Source organism: Paraburkholderia sp. XV (genome assembly GCF_020177535.1).
Lineage (GTDB): Bacteria > Pseudomonadota > Gammaproteobacteria > Burkholderiales > Burkholderiaceae > Paraburkholderia > Paraburkholderia caribensis.
This window is the reverse complement of sequence record NZ_JAGUUD010000052.1, coordinates 1-15766: the sequence shown is the minus strand read 5'-3', so window position 1 is coordinate 15766 and position 15766 is coordinate 1. Positions and strand designations below refer to the sequence as shown.

The 15766-nt window shown below is 63.1% G+C and carries 15 protein-coding genes; 6 read left to right on the top strand and 9 right to left on the bottom strand.

Going from position 1 to position 15766, the window contains the following annotated elements:
- The first annotated feature begins 162 nt into the window (after positions 1-162).
- From KFO72_RS22925 to KFO72_RS22915, 3 genes are all read left to right on the top strand, one after another.
- Positions 163-1308 (top strand): alpha-hydroxy-acid oxidizing protein, encoded by a 1146-nt coding sequence (locus tag KFO72_RS22925; RefSeq protein ID WP_062917592.1) that lies wholly within the window; start codon positions 163-165, stop codon positions 1306-1308.
- A gap of 559 nt (positions 1309-1867) precedes the next feature.
- The gene (locus KFO72_RS22920; RefSeq protein ID WP_225033113.1) at positions 1868-2278 is read left to right on the top strand and encodes a response regulator transcription factor; all 411 of its coding nucleotides are present in this window, start codon (positions 1868-1870) and stop codon (positions 2276-2278) included.
- On the top strand, positions 2275-4479 hold the full coding sequence (locus KFO72_RS22915; RefSeq protein ID WP_225033112.1) for a PAS domain S-box protein: 2205 nt from the start codon (positions 2275-2277) through the stop codon (positions 4477-4479). The genes KFO72_RS22920 and KFO72_RS22915 overlap by 4 nt, the downstream gene beginning before the upstream one ends.
- A gap of 238 nt (positions 4480-4717) precedes the next feature.
- Here the strand turns inward: KFO72_RS22915 and KFO72_RS22910 are convergent, their stop codons facing one another.
- From KFO72_RS22910 to KFO72_RS22875, 8 genes are all read right to left on the bottom strand, one after another.
- On the bottom strand, positions 4718-5017 hold the full coding sequence (locus KFO72_RS22910; RefSeq protein ID WP_225033111.1) for a hypothetical protein: 300 nt from the start codon (positions 5015-5017) through the stop codon (positions 4718-4720).
- 445 nt (positions 5018-5462) lie between these two features.
- Entirely contained in the window at positions 5463-6134 is a 672-nt protein-coding gene (locus KFO72_RS22905; RefSeq protein WP_224101982.1) for a recombinase family protein, read from the bottom strand.
- Positions 6094-6675: a hypothetical protein gene (locus KFO72_RS22900; protein ID WP_225033110.1), complete on the bottom strand. Its 582-nt coding sequence runs from the start codon at positions 6673-6675 to the stop codon at positions 6094-6096. The genes KFO72_RS22905 and KFO72_RS22900 overlap by 41 nt, the downstream gene beginning before the upstream one ends.
- A 96-nt stretch (positions 6676-6771) precedes the next feature.
- Positions 6772-10854 carry a CheR family methyltransferase gene (locus tag KFO72_RS22895; RefSeq protein WP_225033109.1) on the bottom strand — a complete coding sequence of 1361 codons (4083 nt, stop codon included), beginning with the start codon at positions 10852-10854 and terminating at the stop codon, positions 6772-6774.
- An 85-nt stretch (positions 10855-10939) separates the two neighbouring features.
- Entirely contained in the window at positions 10940-11929 is a 990-nt protein-coding gene (locus tag KFO72_RS22890; protein ID WP_225033108.1) for a chemotaxis protein CheB, read from the bottom strand.
- Between the two features lie 81 nt (positions 11930-12010).
- Positions 12011-12199, bottom strand: a complete 189-nt coding sequence (locus tag KFO72_RS22885; RefSeq protein ID WP_060609940.1) for an SDR family NAD(P)-dependent oxidoreductase — start codon at positions 12197-12199, stop codon at positions 12011-12013.
- Between the two features lie 65 nt (positions 12200-12264).
- Positions 12265-12579 carry a hypothetical protein gene (locus KFO72_RS22880; protein WP_225033135.1) on the bottom strand — a complete coding sequence of 105 codons (315 nt, stop codon included), beginning with the start codon at positions 12577-12579 and terminating at the stop codon, positions 12265-12267.
- Positions 12580-12829: 250 nt separating this feature from the next.
- Positions 12830-13072, bottom strand: a complete 243-nt coding sequence (locus KFO72_RS22875; RefSeq protein ID WP_054931587.1) for a hypothetical protein — start codon at positions 13070-13072, stop codon at positions 12830-12832.
- Between the two features lie 170 nt (positions 13073-13242).
- Between KFO72_RS22875 and KFO72_RS22870 the strand changes: the two genes are divergently transcribed.
- Positions 13243-13446, top strand: a complete 204-nt coding sequence (locus KFO72_RS22870; RefSeq protein WP_107203160.1) for a DUF2795 domain-containing protein — start codon at positions 13243-13245, stop codon at positions 13444-13446.
- 311 nt (positions 13447-13757) lie between these two features.
- Positions 13758-14015, top strand: coding sequence for a hypothetical protein (locus tag KFO72_RS22865; protein WP_225033107.1), 258 nt, complete (start codon positions 13758-13760; stop codon positions 14013-14015).
- Positions 14016-14133: 118 nt separating this feature from the next.
- Here KFO72_RS22865 and KFO72_RS22860 read toward each other — a convergent pair whose 3' ends face one another.
- Entirely contained in the window at positions 14134-14682 is a 549-nt protein-coding gene (locus KFO72_RS22860) for a DUF4142 domain-containing protein (RefSeq protein ID WP_082433859.1), read from the bottom strand.
- Between the two features lie 234 nt (positions 14683-14916).
- Here KFO72_RS22860 and KFO72_RS22855 point away from each other — a divergent pair, with 234 nt between their 5' ends.
- Entirely contained in the window at positions 14917-15540 is a 624-nt protein-coding gene (locus tag KFO72_RS22855) for a VOC family protein (protein WP_225033106.1), read from the top strand.
- Positions 15541-15766 lie beyond the last annotated feature (226 nt).

The window sequence follows — 15766 nt, the reverse complement described above, 5'->3', positions numbered from 1 at the left end:
GGCTTGCGCATCACGAGCTGATTCTCGCAATAAATCGATGTGTTGCTGCCCGTCAAACTGCGGCTGGTCTTCCTCTGGGGTTGGCGCTCGACGGTCATGTGAGGAGCGATAAGAAATTGCTTTCTTTCCCCGCTTTCCATTTCAATCACGCAAGACGCAATCATGACAAGAGCATTTCCCGGCATCTTCTCCGTCGATGACTATCGTTCCGAGGCTCGGCGCCGGTTACCAAGGATGGTATTCGACTATCTGGAAGGCGGGGCTGACGACGAGTCCGGCCTAAGGCACAATCGCGCGGCCTTTGACAGGTGGGAATTGCGCCCCCGGCGTCTTATCGATGTGAGCAAGCGTGTGCAGTCTACCGAGCTTCTGGGAAGACAAATCTCCTCGCCGCTCGTTATCGCGCCGACCGGTCTCAATAGTGCGTTCTGGCCCAACGGAGATCTTTCGCTTGCACGCGCTGCGAGCAAGGCCGGCATTCCGTTCGCACTCTCTACCGCGTCGAATATGTCCATCGAAGAGGTATCAAGGGGCGCGGACGGAGACTTGTGGTTCCAGTTATACGTGGTACACCGGAATCTGGCGAAAAGCCTGGTCAGCCGAGCGCGGGCGGCAAACTATTCGACGTTGATCCTGACCACGGACGTTGCGGTGAATGGGTTCCGGCAGCGTGATCTGCGAAACGGGTTCGCCATGCCATTCAAAGTCACTCCACGAGGCGCCCTCGATGGCATTTCACATCCCCGTTGGCTCTGGTCCTATCTGAGGAATGGTTTGCCGCAGTTGAAGAACTTCGCGACCGATGACGCGTCTGATACCGCCTCGCAGGCTGCGGTGCTGCGGCGGGAAATGGACGCGAGCTTCGGCTGGGACGACCTCCGTCGCTTGCGCGACGACTGGCCCGGGAAGCTGCTTGTCAAAGGCATAGTGACGGCTGAGGATGCAGAACGATGCGTGGAAATCGGCGCCGACGGTGTCATCGTGTCCAATCATGGAGGACGACAGCTTGCGGATCTTCCTGCACCGATCGACGCATTGCCGGGCATTTCCGATGCGACTCCGACCACCGATCTCATTCTGGACAGTGGCATTCGAAGAGGAGCCGATGTGGTAAAGGCGGTCGCATTGGGTGCGACGGCCGTGATGCTCGGACGCGCCACCTTGTATGGGCTCTCCGCGAAAGGCGAGGCCGGTGTGTCTGATGTCGTCGCAATGATCAAGGAGGAAATCGACCGGACCCTCGCCCTGGTCGGGTACAGTTCGATCATGGAAGTCGATCGGAGTTGCGTCGCTCGGCGGCCTGTGTAGCGGAGGAAACCGCCTGCACTAGTCCGCCGAAAGTCGGCTGACGACGTGCCCTCGACACGGCGAGCGACTGACCGTTGCACTCCCTTAAGAGACGCCCGGCGTACCTGACGTGGAACGGCAGGAGCCTTCGTCGAAATAATGCTCGCTGAACATCGTATTCGCGTCATTTTGCGAGCCGGGGTTTCACATCATGAAGTGATGTGAAAAATCTACCCCCAAACCCAACCGCTGATCAGTTCACTTCGTGAACGTAAAGTATCAACCAACACCCCCCACAATCTGCATCGTCACGAAACGCGTCCAGCCGTTTCGCTCCGCCACGTGCTTCCGTCCCGCCTTGCAGGCTGACTGAAAAGATCGCGGCGCGTGCGTTGCGTGCCGTGCGAATAGAGAAATACCGGGTGGAAAGAGGGTGCCGCGCGTCGCCCGGCTCCGATAATCGTTGCCATGCAGGCTGTCGATCACGACAGCGACGTTTCTATCGAGTCGCGCGCCGCAGGCCATCAACGGTTGACGGGCCATCGGGCGCGCGGCGCTTCATTGTTGAAGGGCCCGTGCCGTGTGCAACAACCCGATTGTCTCCATCATCGACGACGACGAGTCCGTGCGCGTCGCAACCTCCAGCCTCGTCCGCTCGCTAGGCTGGAAGGCCCGGCTCTATGCGTCGGCGGAGCAGTTCATGGCGTCCGGCAACCTCGGCGACGTGACCTGCATCATTTCAGACGTGCGGATGCCGGGCATTTCGGGCATTGACATGTACCGGCAACTGGTCGGGCGCGGCTTGTTGACGCCGATCATTTTCATCTCCGCATTCGCGTCGGAGAACACCCGCAGGCAGGCGTTCGACGCGGGCGCCGTCTGCATGCTCAGCAAACCCGTTGACGTGACCGACGTCACACGCTGCCTCGAATCGGCGCGCGTGCACGCATCCCGCGCCTCGGCGGCGCAACCGCCGGCGGGAGCACGATGATTTTCAATGCGTTGCCTATCTTGACTGCGGGCCGCCTCCGGAGCACGCGCGCGCTCTATGCGGCGGCCGCTGCGATCGCGGTCGCCGTGTTCGTCATCGACGCATTCACGATGATCGATATCGCCGTCGCCGTGCTGTACGCGACGGTCGTGTTGCTGGTCGCCTCGGCAGGCTCGCGCACGACCACGACCCACGTCGCCTGGGGTTGCGTCGCGTTGACGCTGCTGGGATTCATGCTCTCCCACGACGGGCACTACTCGGATGGGTCGGTGGCCCGCTGCGTGGTCAGCCTGCTCGCCATCGCGACCACGTCGATGCTGGCGCTGCGAAACCAGGCGAGCAACGACATGCTGCGCAAGCAGCTCGACATGCTCGACCTCACGCATGACGCGATCATCGTCTACGACATGGATGACCGCATCACGTTCTGGAACCAGGGCGCGGAGCGGCTGTACGGCTGGACGGCGCAACAGGCGATGGGCCAGCCGCTGCACGAACTCACGCACACGAGGGCGTCGACGATGCCCATCGACGCGATTCGCCGCGAGACCTTGCTTCACGGCGGCTGGCACGGCGAACTGGAACGCATACGAAACGACGGCGCGACAGTCTGCATTTCGAGCCGCTGCACGCTGTGGCGCGACGACCGGGGCAAGCCGCTCGCGATCCTCGCCACCAGCAACGACATTACCGCGCGCAAACAGATGGAAGCGGAGCTGCGGCGCCAGCAGGACGAACTGCGCGCGACGATCGACGCCATTCCCGGCATGGTCTGGAGCTCTTCGCGCGACGGCAGCCCCGATTACATGAACCGGCGCTGGAACGAGTACGGCGTGGACCTTGCCGACGACATTCGCGATATCTGGCAGTCGATCGTGCATCCCGACGACCTGCCAGCGATGCAGGCCGCGTGGCGCGAAGCCGTCGCGACGGGCAGCGCGCTCGAAACGACCGCGCGCATCCGGCGCAAGGACGGCGTGTACCGCTGGATGCACATCGGCGCGGAGCCGCTGCGCGACGCGCATGGGGAAATCGTGCGCTGGTACGGCGTGAATACCGATATCGAAGAGCACAAGCAGACGCAGCAGGCGCTCGAACGCAGCGAGGCGTTCCTGTCGGACGCGCAACGGTTGAGCCGCACGGGCAGCATCGCCACGTGCGTGGCGGAGCGCCGCATGTGGTGGTCGGACGAGACGTATCGCATCTTCGACGTGCCTCGTCACGTGAGCCCGACCATCGAGCTGATCGCGGCTCGAACCCATCCCGACGATATCGAAGCCGTGACGCGCACGCACGAACGGGTGCTGCAGGGTGAGCCGCATATCGACAGCGAGTTCCGGTTGCTGTTGACGGACGGTTCGGTCAAGCATGTCCAATACGTCGCGCATCTGTCGGCGCCCGCCTCCGGCAAGGTCGAGTATGTCGGCGCGTTGATGGACGTGACGGATCGCGTGACCGCGCAGGAAGCGCTCGACCGCTCGACAGCCGAGCTTGCCCATGTCACACGCGTGACGATGCTGGGCGAGATGGCGGCCTCGATTGCGCACGAGGTCACGCAACCGCTCGCGGCGATCGTCACGGCAGGCGACGCGGCGGCGCGCTGGCTCAACCGGCCGCGCCCCGATCTCGACGAGGTCGGGCTGTCGATCGGCAACATGACGCGCGACGCGAAGCGCGCCACCGACATCATCCGGCAGATCCGCGCGATGGCGCAGAAGCGCGATCCGAGTCCCATGCCGCTCGATCTGAACGCGCTGGCGCGCGAGGCGATCGAACTGTTGCGGCGCGAACTGGAAGCGCACGCCATCGAAGTCGAGACGGGCAATCTGCAGCATGTTCTGCGCGTGTGCGTCGACCGCGTTCAGATCCAGCAGGTCGTCATCAACCTGATGATGAACGCGGTTCAGGCGATGTCGGCGGTGAACGACCGCGCGCGCCGGCTGAAGATCGTCACGCACAAGGTGGATGACGGGCATGCGCAATTGAGCGTCGAAGACTCGGGCACGGGCATCAGCGAAGAGAACAGCCGGCGCCTGTTCAGCCCGTTCTTCACGACGAGGAAGGAAGGCATGGGCATCGGGCTGTCGATCTGCCGTTCGATTGTCGAAGCGCATGGCGGACGCATCTGGGCCGAATCGCAGGAAGGCAAAGGCACGACGATGCAATTCGTCCTGCCGCTGGACGTGCATTTTGCTGGATGACCGGCTGTGAAGCTATAAGAAAAGCTGGCCGATGCGATCGGCAAACTGGCGTCGCGCTACGCGGCGTTTCAACGCAAAGAGGAAAGCGATCTGGCGATTCGCTGAACATGTCGGTCAGCGTCGATCAACGCAATGGAGAAGAGAAGATAAAGCATGCAGATCAGCGGCGGCTTCAAAGAGAAGCGAGCCGCTGATGTAAAGGAAAATTCATGTCCAGCACGAGGCCGCACATGGGCGATCAGCTGCCGAAGTAGATGTTGCAGTAGCTGGCGGGGCCGACGCATGAATTGGCGTCCCTGTGGTGCTTGTGGAACAGGCCGCCCGAGCCAGCTTGCGACGTGCCCGAAGCAACGCCGCCATACGACGTTGCACCCGTATCGCCACCTTGAGCTGTCGTAGCTGACGGGCCGCGCTCTGAAGCAGGCGCGCCGGCGATCGGGTTGTAGTAGGGCGCCGGACCGTAGCCGCTCGCGAAGACGGGAGCCGATACGAACGCGGTAGCGGCGAGAAGGGCGGCGGCGACAAGTTTGGTTTTCATGACTGGTACTCCAGAAACAGTTCAGGGATCGACAATTCGTTGAACGGCTATGCGTCAACGTCGAAACCAGTCTATAAGGCGAAGCCGGAGAGAATAAGGTGTCTGGCGGGAACGCTTACTTGCCGGATTCGCGAGTAATCCGCAAACTGAAACGACATGTAGTCGAATCTGCGCATCCGGGCCGCTCGATATCGTGACTGCAATCGCGCCGTCTTTGCGAACTACGTCGGAGTGGAGTTGGATAGCGAAGCCGTATCCGCACACATCGAATTGGACCCTGTGTCTGTCGACGCGCGCGAATAGCTGTGGACTGCTTCAATGAGAAGCGCGAGGAGCCCTGGTCGCTCGCGAAGCTATCGAAACGGCATAAGCGCGCCCGCCGCAAAACCGGTTGCGGTGCGAATGGTACGCGACGCGCAGAGTGAAGCCGCGTGACCCGGCCGGGTCAACTGTCGCCAGCAGGCGGGGCCGCCGCCGCACGCACGCGCATGACGGTCTGTCGCGAAGTGCCGAATCTGCGCGCGACTTCACTGACCGACAGCCCCTTCCCCAACGACCGGACGATGCGTTCCCGATCGCCGCCCGAAAATGAAGCGGGGCGGCCGGTCGGCCTGCCGTTCTCCCGGGCGGATTTCAGGCTTTCGGTGCTTCGCAGGCTTCGCACCGACCTGTCCATCCGGACGATTGCCCTGAGCGTTTTGACCGCTTGCGGCTCGGGGCGTGCCGTGAGATCGCAGTTGCCCAACTCCACGCAGCGAACGGCGATTTTCGCCTTCCTGCACCGCGTCAGCGTGGCGAGCACGTCGCGGGCGCTGCACCCGAGCGACGCGAGTTCGAGCACGACGAGCAATTCTCCGGGTGCAATGCGCCGAAGCAGGGCGCTGAATTCCTCGCGGCTCGATGCGGCGAGGTACGGCGGCGCGTTATCGATTGCGACGCGATTGAGGACGACCGTGTAGCCCGACCTGTCGAGCGCGATCAGTTCCGGCTCGGGAAACCCGCGGGCGTCGGGGTTGTTGATATAGAAGTACGTCCTGCGCGAAATGGTGTCCGGTTTGAGCCGGCTCGAACCGGTCTTATTCATGGGCATCGCCGAGAATGACGCGGATGATCGCATCGACCGTGGTGGGCTTCGGGAGCACGGCGTCGAACCCGTGCCATTCATGATGCAGGAGCGCAGCCGGGACCATCGCCACCATCCGTGTGGCGGGCGACGTTCTGAGCCGGTTGACGGCCAGTTCGTCCTCTTGTTCCTGCCTCCCGTCGAAATCGGCGACGACGGCAGCCGTGGGCTCGACGGCCCTGTCGAGGCCGGCCGGATGTTTCGACATGATGGTCGCCCTGAACCCGCGCAGGCGCAACAGAATGGCAAGCGATTCCGTCACGTGCGAACTGCCGGGCAGAATCACGATGCGCCGGTTTGCATGGGCTTGACGGTTCTCGACGAGCGTGATGCTGCGCAGGGCGGCTTCACTGCTAAGCCAGAGAAGCCGGGCGTGATCATACGCGGAGCGCGCTACCTGCAGTGCTGCTTCGTCGTCGACGGGGTTGTCGACGAGTGCCTGCAGACGCCGCTGGGCCGTTTCGAGCCGCCTGAGCGCCGCATCGAACTCCGCCTTCGCCTGTCCGACCGAACCGCTGTCGGTGTCGTTCGCCACTTATCGCCTCCTTTCGCAGCGGCGCACGCGGTACAGCCTGGATAGCCGGACGCATTGTCGTTGCATAAGCACAACCTGCCGTTACCGGCGATACCGCTAGCGCCGCAGGTTCGAGAAAACGTGTAGCAGATCCTCGAGCAGCACGGGCTTTTTCAGGTGCGCATCGAAACCGGCTCTCTGGGCCATCCTGATGTCCGCGTCCTGGCCGAAGCCACTCAGCGCGACGCAGATCACGGACTTGAGCGTTGCCTCCTCGCGCAGCTTGCCGACGAACTCGAACCCATCCATGCCCGGCATGCCGATGTCGGACAGAACGATATCGGGGATATCGCTGTCGAGGATCGACAAGGCCTGCTCGCCGCTGGTTGCCGTTTGCACGATCGCGCCTTCGCCTTCCAGAAGCAGTTTGAAGGTTTCGACGGTTGCCGCATCGTCGTCGACCATCAGCACCCGAACCCCGTGGAGCGAGTCCGCTGCGGCGCTATTGTTCGCGCCAGGGTAGACGTGCGCGCGATGCGTGGGCAGCGTGACCGTGAAGCTCGCGCCGTGGCCGATTCCCTCGGATTCCACCCGCACCGCGCCGCCGTGCAGATTCACGAGATCCCTGACCAGCGCCAGACCGATGCCAAGCCCGGCGCGACGCGCGGTCGGGTCGCGGCTTTGCTGGAACATGTCGAAGATATGCGGCAACAGCGACGGCTCGATGCCGCTGCCCGTGTCCGTCACGCGCAGCACGGCCTCGGCTTGTTCGCTGATTTGCAGCGAGACATCCACCGAGCCGTGCGTCGTGAATTTCAGTGCATTGCTGATCAGATTCCAGACGATCTGCTCGACCCGCGTGAGATCGGCATGAACGATGACGGGCGCCTCCGTCACCGAGACGTTGAGCGCGATGCCGCGCTCCCGCGCCTCGTCCCGCACCGCGTTGCTGACGCGTTGCACGATCTCGCGCATGTCGACGACCGTGCGCACGACCGACAGCTTGCCGGTGCGCACGCGCGAGATGTCGAGCAGATCGTCGATGATTTGCGCCTGACCGACGACCGTGCGCCGGATCGTATCCGTTGCGCGCGAGATATTCAGGCTTTGCCGCGTTTCCGGCGCGCGCGCGATCAGTTCGGCGCTCGCCGAGATCAGATTCAGCGGATGCTTGAGTTCGTGCGATACCACGGCGAGAAATTCGTCGCGGCGTCGCTGCGCATCGCGCTCGCCCGCGTCGCGCAACTGGTCGGTGGGGGTGCCTCGCGCAGCCGTCAGCGCCTGGCCGAATTCGCCGAGATCGCGCGCGATCTTCGTGAACCCGCTCATGCCTGCTTCGTCCAGACGGGACAGCACGCCGCTCGCGAAGAAGCGCGTGCCGTCCTTGCGCACGTGCCAGCGCTCTTCGTCCGTGCGTCCGTTCAGCCGCGCTTGCGCGAATTCGCGCTGTGCGACACCGTTCGCGCGGTCTTCCCCGGTGGACAGCAGGTCGGCGGACTGGCCGATCATTTCCGCCGCGGTGTAGCCGAAGATCCGCTCGGCGCCCGCATTCCAGGTGGTGACGAGCCCTTCGTCGTCGAACGTGATGATCGCGTAGTCCTTGGTGCCCTCGGCCACGATGCGCATGTGCCGCTCGCCTTCGCGCAGCCGCTCTTCGGCCAGCCGGCGGCCGGTGATGTCGATGAACGAGAGCACCGCGCCGTCGATGCGGTCTTCCGTCGTGCGGTAGGGCACGAAGCGCGCGAGATACCAGCGCCCGTCGTTGCTCTTCAGTTCGCGTTCGATCAGGCGCAAGGATTCGAATGCTTCCGCCGCGTCGTCGGCGAGCTTGTCGTATTCGAGCCGATGCGTGATATCGAGCAGCGACCGGCCGATATCCGACGCGATGATGCTGAAGACATCCGTAGCGCGCGGCGTGTAGCGCTTGATGCAGATATTGCGATCGACGAAGATCGTGCCGATGTCGTTCGCGGCGATCAGGTTGCGCAGGTCGTCGTTGATCTTGCCCGTTTCCTCGACTTTCGACTTCAGCTCGGCGTTGACAGTGGTGAGTTCTTCGTTGATCGACTGAAGCTCTTCCTTGCTGGTTTCGAGTTCTTCCGTCGCCGAGCGCAGTTCCTCGTTGATCGCCTGCAGTTCTTCGTTGGAAGCCTTCAGTTCTTCCGTCGACGTTTCCGATTGCTCGATGGTGGACTGCAACTGTTCCTTCGTGCGTTGCAGTTCGCGTTCGAGCTGGCTGATGATGGGGTCTTTCTGCGCATCGGCCGCCGACGTTTCCGAGCCGCCCATGCTGTCTTCGACTTCGTCGAACAGCACCAGCACGAAGTCCGCGTTCGCTTCGGGATCGTGCACCGGGCGCGCCGTCATGTTGACGAAGTACGCGCGCCCGTCGCGCTCGATCCTCACGCGCCGCGCCTCGACGCTGCGATTCGTGTTCAGCGCCTGATAGATCGCGGTGCGCAATTCGAGGCGAAGGTCGGGACGCACGACAGCGACGATGTTGTGCGATGGCTCGCCGCCCGCATATTGCAGGAAGCGGCCCGCGCGATCGGACAGATGGACGATTTCGGAGTCGCGGTTCACCAGCACGCTGGGCGGCGCATATTGCTCGACAAGGCGCTGATGCAGGTCGCCGAACGAGAAGCGGCGGCGTCCCGGCGGCTGCACCGTCGCCACGACCGGCCGTGTGCTCGTGGCGCCGGAAATCGCGACGGGCATGGGCGTGTCGCCGCGCACGGCCACATTCGCGCGATAGATGCGGTTGCGCTTGTCGATGACAGTGAACATCGAACTGACGCTGTCGGCCGATTCCGAGCTGCCCAGAAACAGCACGCCGCCTGGCCGCAGCGCGAAATGGAACATCTTCAGGATTTCGATTTGCGCTTCGCGGTCGAGATAGATCAACAGGTTGCGGCAGCAGATCAGATCGAGCCGCGAGAAGGGCGGATCGCTCAGGACGTTGTGATGTGCGAACAGCATGTGCTCGCGCAGTTCCTTCTTGACGCGGTAATGCGCGGCGTCTTTCGAGAAGAACTGGCGCACCCGGGCCGCCGTCACGTCGCCGAGAATCGAATCGGGGTAGAGACCCGTGCGGGCAAAGGCAATGGCCCGCTCGTCGATGTCGGTTGCGAATACCTGAAACGAGATGCCGTCCGTCGACTTGAGCGAACGCTCCTGCAGCAGCATGGCAACCGAATAGGCCTCTTCGCCCGTTGCGCAGCCGACCGACCATACGCGGATACGGTCCTGTTCGCCGCGCCCTTCGAAAAGCGACGGCAGGATGTCGCGCTCCAGCACGTCGAACGCTTCCTTGTCGCGGAAGAAGTTCGTGACGCTGATCAGCATGTCCTGCAGCAGCGCCTGGGTTTCGTCCGGATGCAGGTGCAGATGGTCGCGATACACCTGGAGGTCGGTGATGCCGTTGACCTGCAGACGCCGTTCGATCCGGCGCAAGACGGTCGCCCGTTTGTAATGGCGGAAATCGTGACCGGTGCGCGTGCGCAGAATGACCATGATCTCGCGCAGCGCCCGCTCGTCCGACTCATTGGAGGTGACTTCCTCGCGCTCATCGCTTCCGGCGTCGGGAAGACGGATCTCCTTCGTGGTCACCCACAGGTCCAGCAGCTGCTGCGGCATTTCGGCAGCCGTCAGCACGAAGTCGACCATCCCGGTTGCGATGGCGCTGCGGGGCATGCTGTCGTATTCGGCTTCGGCCGGGTCCTGCGCGAACGTAATGCCGCCCATCTCCTTGACACGCGACAGCCCGACCGAGCCATCTGAACCGGCCCCCGACAGCACGACGCCGATTGCCCGTTCGCGATGCGCTTCGGCAAGCGTCCGGAAGAACAGGTCGATCGCGGCTCTGCGGCCGTCGTCCGGCTGCCTGGGCGTGACGCGCAGGTAGTCGTCGACCATGGTCAGCTCCAGCGAAGGGGCGATCAGGTAGACATGGTCGGGCTCGATGGGCGTCGCCGCCGTGACTTCCGTCACGGGCATATGCGTGCCCTTCTGCAGCAGCGAGGCCAGATTGCTTGCATGGTCGGGCGCCAGATGAACGATGACCACGAAGGCCATCGACGTGTGGGCGGGCAACGCTTCGAAGAATTCGCGGAGTGCGCTCAGTCCACCCGCGGAGGCCCCGATTCCGACGATCGGAAAGTCGGCCTGGCTGGGTAACGTCTGTGCACGCTCTTTTGGCATGGCCGCATGTCCGATGGAAAAATAGGGTCTGCCGCCGCCTTCGGCCGCAGAGGGCCGCATGCGTTCGAGGGGCGGTAGAACACTATTATCGCTCCACCAGAAGCGACTGCAAAACGCTGACCGCTTCGCCTGCGCGGCGCGCGGTGTCCTCCTCGCGTGTCTGTGCGGCGGCGTCTCCCTGTCTGCCGAAGTGTTCTCCCAGCGCACGGCTCGTCATCTCGTGCTCGCGCAGCGCGCGCATGGCGTCCATCAACGAGCGCTCGACGTCGTCGCGGCGGCCACCAGCCAGGGAGACGAGCGAATACGCATGGCCCGTGTGGCAGCGATAACGCAACAGGCGGGAATCCATGACATGCCACAACGTTCCACTGCACTCGGGGCAGGTGTACGTGGACGGCGCCGCAAACTGGCTCAGTGCGGCGGGCGGCGAGGGGTCGCCAAGCCATGCAAGCTGTTCGAGGGCGGCCCGCTGACGGGCGGGCCGCCGCAAGCTGTCGGCGCTTCCGGGCGCGTCGGCCGCGCCGCCCGCCAGTTCGACGAGCAGCGCCGTGAGGCGGCAGAGGGGCAAGACATGGTCGGCAAACGGCGATGCATGCACGGGCATGTCGCGGGCGAACGCGTCGTCGGGGTCCTGCACGAGTGTCACGCCGCCGCAGGCCCGGATGGCTTCGAGGCCCGCCGCGCCGTCGTCGAGCAAGCCCGTCAGTATTACGCCTATCGCGCGCGAGCCCACCTCGGCTGCCGTGCTGCGAAAGAGAGGATCGATGGCAGGCCGCGCGAAGTTTTCCTTCGAGCCGCGCACCAGGCGCAGGCGCGGTCCTTCGACGATCAGATGCAGATCCGGGGGGGCCACGTAAATTCTACCCGGCTTGTAGAGCTCGCCATCGACGGCATGGGAGGCTTCCAGCGGGCCCGACATGGTCAAAAGCGACGGCAGGAGACTCTGGTGCGCGCCCACATGCAGGACGATCACAACCGTTGCCGGCAAGTCGCGCGGGAGTCCCGAGGCGAGGGCCTGGAGGGCGTCGACCCCGCCCGACGACGCGCCTACGGCGATGAAGTCCCGGTGGGTCAAATGACCTCCGCTTTGCATAAGCATCCAGATGAAGCAATCGCCGTGCCCCGCAGGCTATGTCGCGGCGCAGTGAGAGACTCTTCACCCCCGGTCGTCGCGCAGGTCGTCGGTGATGCCGAATGCGGTGCCGCCAGCCTGCCTGATCGCGTCGACGGTTGCCTGGGTCTCGTCCCCCTTATGTGCATGCACGATGACCCCTGCGCCTTCGGCTGCGAGCTTGAGCGCGCACGCCCTGCCGATGCCGGAACCCGCGCCCGTCACGAGCGCCACCTGTCTTTCAGATCCATTCGAGTCTCCTTGTCGGCGAGCCGACCGCTAGTCGCAGCCGGTAGTCGCTAGCCGCCGCCGATGCCCTGCAGCACCTTGCCCGTGCCGTTGCAAACGGCGCAGCGATGGCCTTCGACACTGCCCGTGCCGTGGCATGCGCGGCACGCATCTTCGCCGACGCCGGGAGCGTCGGGCGGTCCTTCGTCGCCGGGTTTGAGAGGGGTTTCGTCGGGCTGCATCTGGGCCTCCAGGGGTTTCGTGTATGCCTGACGATCCGCAAGTGGTATTCCCGTGCCATGTGCCATTGCATCGGGTGCAAAGAAGGGACGCGGGGCAAGCGCGGCGTGCTCGAACTGCAGGAGCGCGACGACGCTCTGCTTCATGCGATCGGGCGTCTCCTGGGCCAGGACGAGTTCGGCACCGCGAAGAATATGTGCGCGGCACCTGGCTGCCTCGGACGAAACCTGTTCGGATCGCGGCGCGAAAGGCGGGCAGACGCCGAAATCCGGGCATGGTCCGGATCGTGCGTACCAATCGGTTCCGGTGCCTGATGAGAAGTATTGCCGTCTATTTGGGCCTCTGTCCGTTTCTGGACGCCCGGTTCATTGGCCGTGATTGACCGGCCGCGCACCGTCACATCGCCGTATCGCCGCCGAGCGACGGCGAAATCGTGCTGTCGCGGCTGGGGTCGTCGGCGCGCTCGTCGGCACGCGCGGGCCGCATCGACACAGGCGGATGCGCGCGATAACAGCCTTCCACCGTGCCGTTGACGAGGCACTGCTGGAACGCCTCGGCCTCCTCTTTCCTCGCGAAGACATACAAGGTCTGCTCGACCTGAAGTTCCGTGTCCGACTTGCGTATCGTCGTGATGGTCATGATCTGCTCCTTGAATTGCATCGCTGACTGGCGCGAAAGAAAGTTCGTTTAACGAAAGTTCGTCTAACCATTGCGGCGGCAAGCGGCATTCCCGGCGGATTCGCGCGCTGACAACCTTTGGTATGGCGCATGCGCTACTGGGAATTCCACCGATCCGTATGGAGAGAAACATGTCGACGTCAACTGCGAGGTTCATTGAAGTACAGAAGGCATTGAAGGGCGCTTCATATCCCGCGCGAAAGGATGCGCTTCTAAAAACGGCCAAGGAAAACGATGCGGATGAAACCGTGATGGAAGCACTCGCGGCTTTGCCCGACGAGGACTACGACAGTCCGGCTGCCGTTTCCCAAGCGGTGGGCACGGGGGCGCGTTAGGCCTGACGGTTGGATTGCGCCGGCGATGCATGCCGGGGCGGCGCGGATGCACGCAATGTGGCGCGAACTGGCGCCCGTCCGTCCAATAACCATAACTTACGGACAGGCGCACGCGCTTAACAATCTCACGCGCCGACGCTAACCTTCTAGTCGTATTCACCAGAACTGCGTTCGCATCTGTTTGATGCGACCTTCCGGGCGGACAGATCTCACGCAATGAGGGATTTCGGACCATAAAGATGACCCGCATCCGGAGGGAAACTGCGCGTGTCGGCCGCATCACCGTTCAATCGGCGTGCGGCGATATGCATATGACTGCTCTCTGGCGTTTGCTAACGGATGCGGGTGCCTGCATGCGAGGCACGTCGACGACATCCGTGCTGTATGACAAGTTCGAGCGCATCACGATCAGTTTCGAACCGCTGGGCAGAGCGGAAGCCGACCGGATTCTGTCCCGGCTCAACGAGGAAAAGTGGATCATCCATTCGTTTCTCCATCTTCTTGCGCCCGGTAGCGACGCGGCAACGAGCGACGAAGAGGAACGAGTGCTGAAAGCAGCGACGCTCTGAGCGATGTCGCTGCAAGACATTCCGTTGCTGCGGGCAACGGATAGCCGGAGGGCCAACTCTGGCGCCCGTGCGGCCGGCATCGTTCCCTATGCCGGCCGCCTTTTTATCGCTACTGCTGCTACTGCGATACGCCCTTCGCCGCGGCGAGATCCTGCGCCATCTGGTAGTGCTTCCTGATGGTCGGCAGTGCGTCCTGGGCGGCCTTCTTCAGCTTCGCGTCCTGACCGTCCGAGATCTCCTTTTCGAACGCCGCGACGGCTTGCTTGTGGCCTTCCACGCCGACCTTCGCTATGTACGCCTGGTCGAAAGTCTTGCCCTTCAGGGTTTTTAGCGAGCCGAGCAGGGACGTATCCGAGTTGTCCTTGGGAACGCTCACGCCATGTGGTGCCGCCATTTTCAACTGCACGGTGAGCTTCGTGTGGTCGAGCATCATGTGGCGCGCGAACGATTTCACATCCTTGTCTTCCGAATTTGCGGTGGCCAGCTTGGCCGCATCGATCTCGGTCGATGACGACATCGACGCCGCCTGCACGAAGTCCTTGTCGGCCTGGGCTAATGGGTTGGCGGCGGTTGTGGACGCGGCCTGCGTTTGTGCGGCTGCGAGAGGCGAGAGGGCGAGGGTGCTTGTCAGCACGATCGCGCCAATGGCGATATGTTTATGCTTCATGCGGTTTTCTCCCTGAATGGATGGCAGTTCAGGTGTGAGGTGCAATCGATGTGCCGCCTCCGGAAATGAATCGGCGCGTCGAGCGCCCGCATGTGGCGGTCTTCACCCAATCTCTGGAGGCGGAACGCGATTCGTGTCGATCGCGCTTTTTACTCGATCCGACCGCCTGTTTCTCCGCGTAGCTTGCCTGTTTGCAATTGCCCGCCTGGATTGGCCAATCATGAGGAGCTAGACATGAGCACTGGACAGAGAACGGTCGACATGAAACTGGAGGTCGTGGTCATTCCCGTGGCGGACGTCGATCGCGCGAAGCAGTTCTACGAGAGGTTGGGCTGGCGGCTCGACGTCGATCTCGTGAAGGGTGATCAGTTTCGGGTCGTGCACTTCACACCGCCGGGCTCGCATTGCTCGGTTCTGTTTGGAACCGGCGTCACGACGGAGGAACCTGGCTCCGTGCAGGGACTTCACCTTATCGTGTCGGATGTCGTGGCCGCGCGCGCGGAGCTCGTGGAGCGGGGTATCGAGGTTAGCGAGGTTTTTCACGACGTCGGTGGGGTATTCCATCATGCCGGTGAAGTGGGACGGTTGAGCGGTCCGCATCCGTCACGGGCTACTTATGGTTCTTTCGCATCGTTCAGCGACCCCGACGGAAATGGCTGGGTTTTTCAGGAAGTGACGGCACGGCTTCCCGGCAGAGTGGAGGCGGGCGATACGAAATTCGGTTCGGCGAAGGACCTTGCAGGGGCGTTGCGGCGCGCTGCCGCCGCGCATGGCGAACACGAGAAAAAGACCGGTCAGCATGATGAGAACTGGCCTGACTGGTATGCCGAATTCATCGTTCGTGAGCAAGGTGGATAGGGGTTTTGCTGCGCGGGCGGGTTGGGGTGGTTTTTGGCGGGCATTCCGTATTGTGCGGGTGTGGGGCCGGGCTATACCGTTTGGTGTTCTGGTCTTTGCGCTGGCATCCGCTTTTGGTTTTGGTTGTCTGCGACGCTGGGTGGTTTGCCGGTGTTTGCGCTGGCATCCGCTTTACGTTAGCTCGCTTCACGCGTCGCCCCTGTGCGGGGCGGCACCTACTTTTCTT

What these genes read in the sequence shown, in the direction of transcription:
- KFO72_RS22910 (WP_225033111.1), bottom strand. Translation starts at nt 5,017, where the DNA reads ATGAAAACCAAACTTGTCGCCGCCGCCCTTCTCGCCGCTACCGCGTTC.
- KFO72_RS22905 (WP_224101982.1), bottom strand. Translation starts at nt 6,134, where the DNA reads ATGCGATCATCCGCGTCATTCTCGGCGATGCCCATGAATAAGACCGGT.
- KFO72_RS22855 (WP_225033106.1), top strand. Translation starts at nt 14,917, where the DNA reads ATGAGCACTGGACAGAGAACGGTCGACATGAAACTGGAGGTCGTGGTC.
- KFO72_RS22925 (WP_062917592.1), top strand. Translation starts at nt 163, where the DNA reads ATGACAAGAGCATTTCCCGGCATCTTCTCCGTCGATGACTATCGTTCC.
- KFO72_RS22875 (WP_054931587.1), bottom strand. Translation starts at nt 13,072, where the DNA reads ATGACCATCACGACGATACGCAAGTCGGACACGGAACTTCAGGTCGAG.
- KFO72_RS22860 (WP_082433859.1), bottom strand. Translation starts at nt 14,682, where the DNA reads ATGAAGCATAAACATATCGCCATTGGCGCGATCGTGCTGACAAGCACC.
- KFO72_RS22870 (WP_107203160.1), top strand. Translation starts at nt 13,243, where the DNA reads ATGTCGACGTCAACTGCGAGGTTCATTGAAGTACAGAAGGCATTGAAG.
- KFO72_RS22895 (WP_225033109.1), bottom strand. Translation starts at nt 10,854, where the DNA reads ATGCCAAAAGAGCGTGCACAGACGTTACCCAGCCAGGCCGACTTTCCG.
- KFO72_RS22915 (WP_225033112.1), top strand. Translation starts at nt 2,275, where the DNA reads ATGATTTTCAATGCGTTGCCTATCTTGACTGCGGGCCGCCTCCGGAGC.
- KFO72_RS22880 (WP_225033135.1), bottom strand. Translation starts at nt 12,579, where the DNA reads ATGAAGCAGAGCGTCGTCGCGCTCCTGCAGTTCGAGCACGCCGCGCTT.
- KFO72_RS22865 (WP_225033107.1), top strand. Translation starts at nt 13,758, where the DNA reads ATGACTGCTCTCTGGCGTTTGCTAACGGATGCGGGTGCCTGCATGCGA.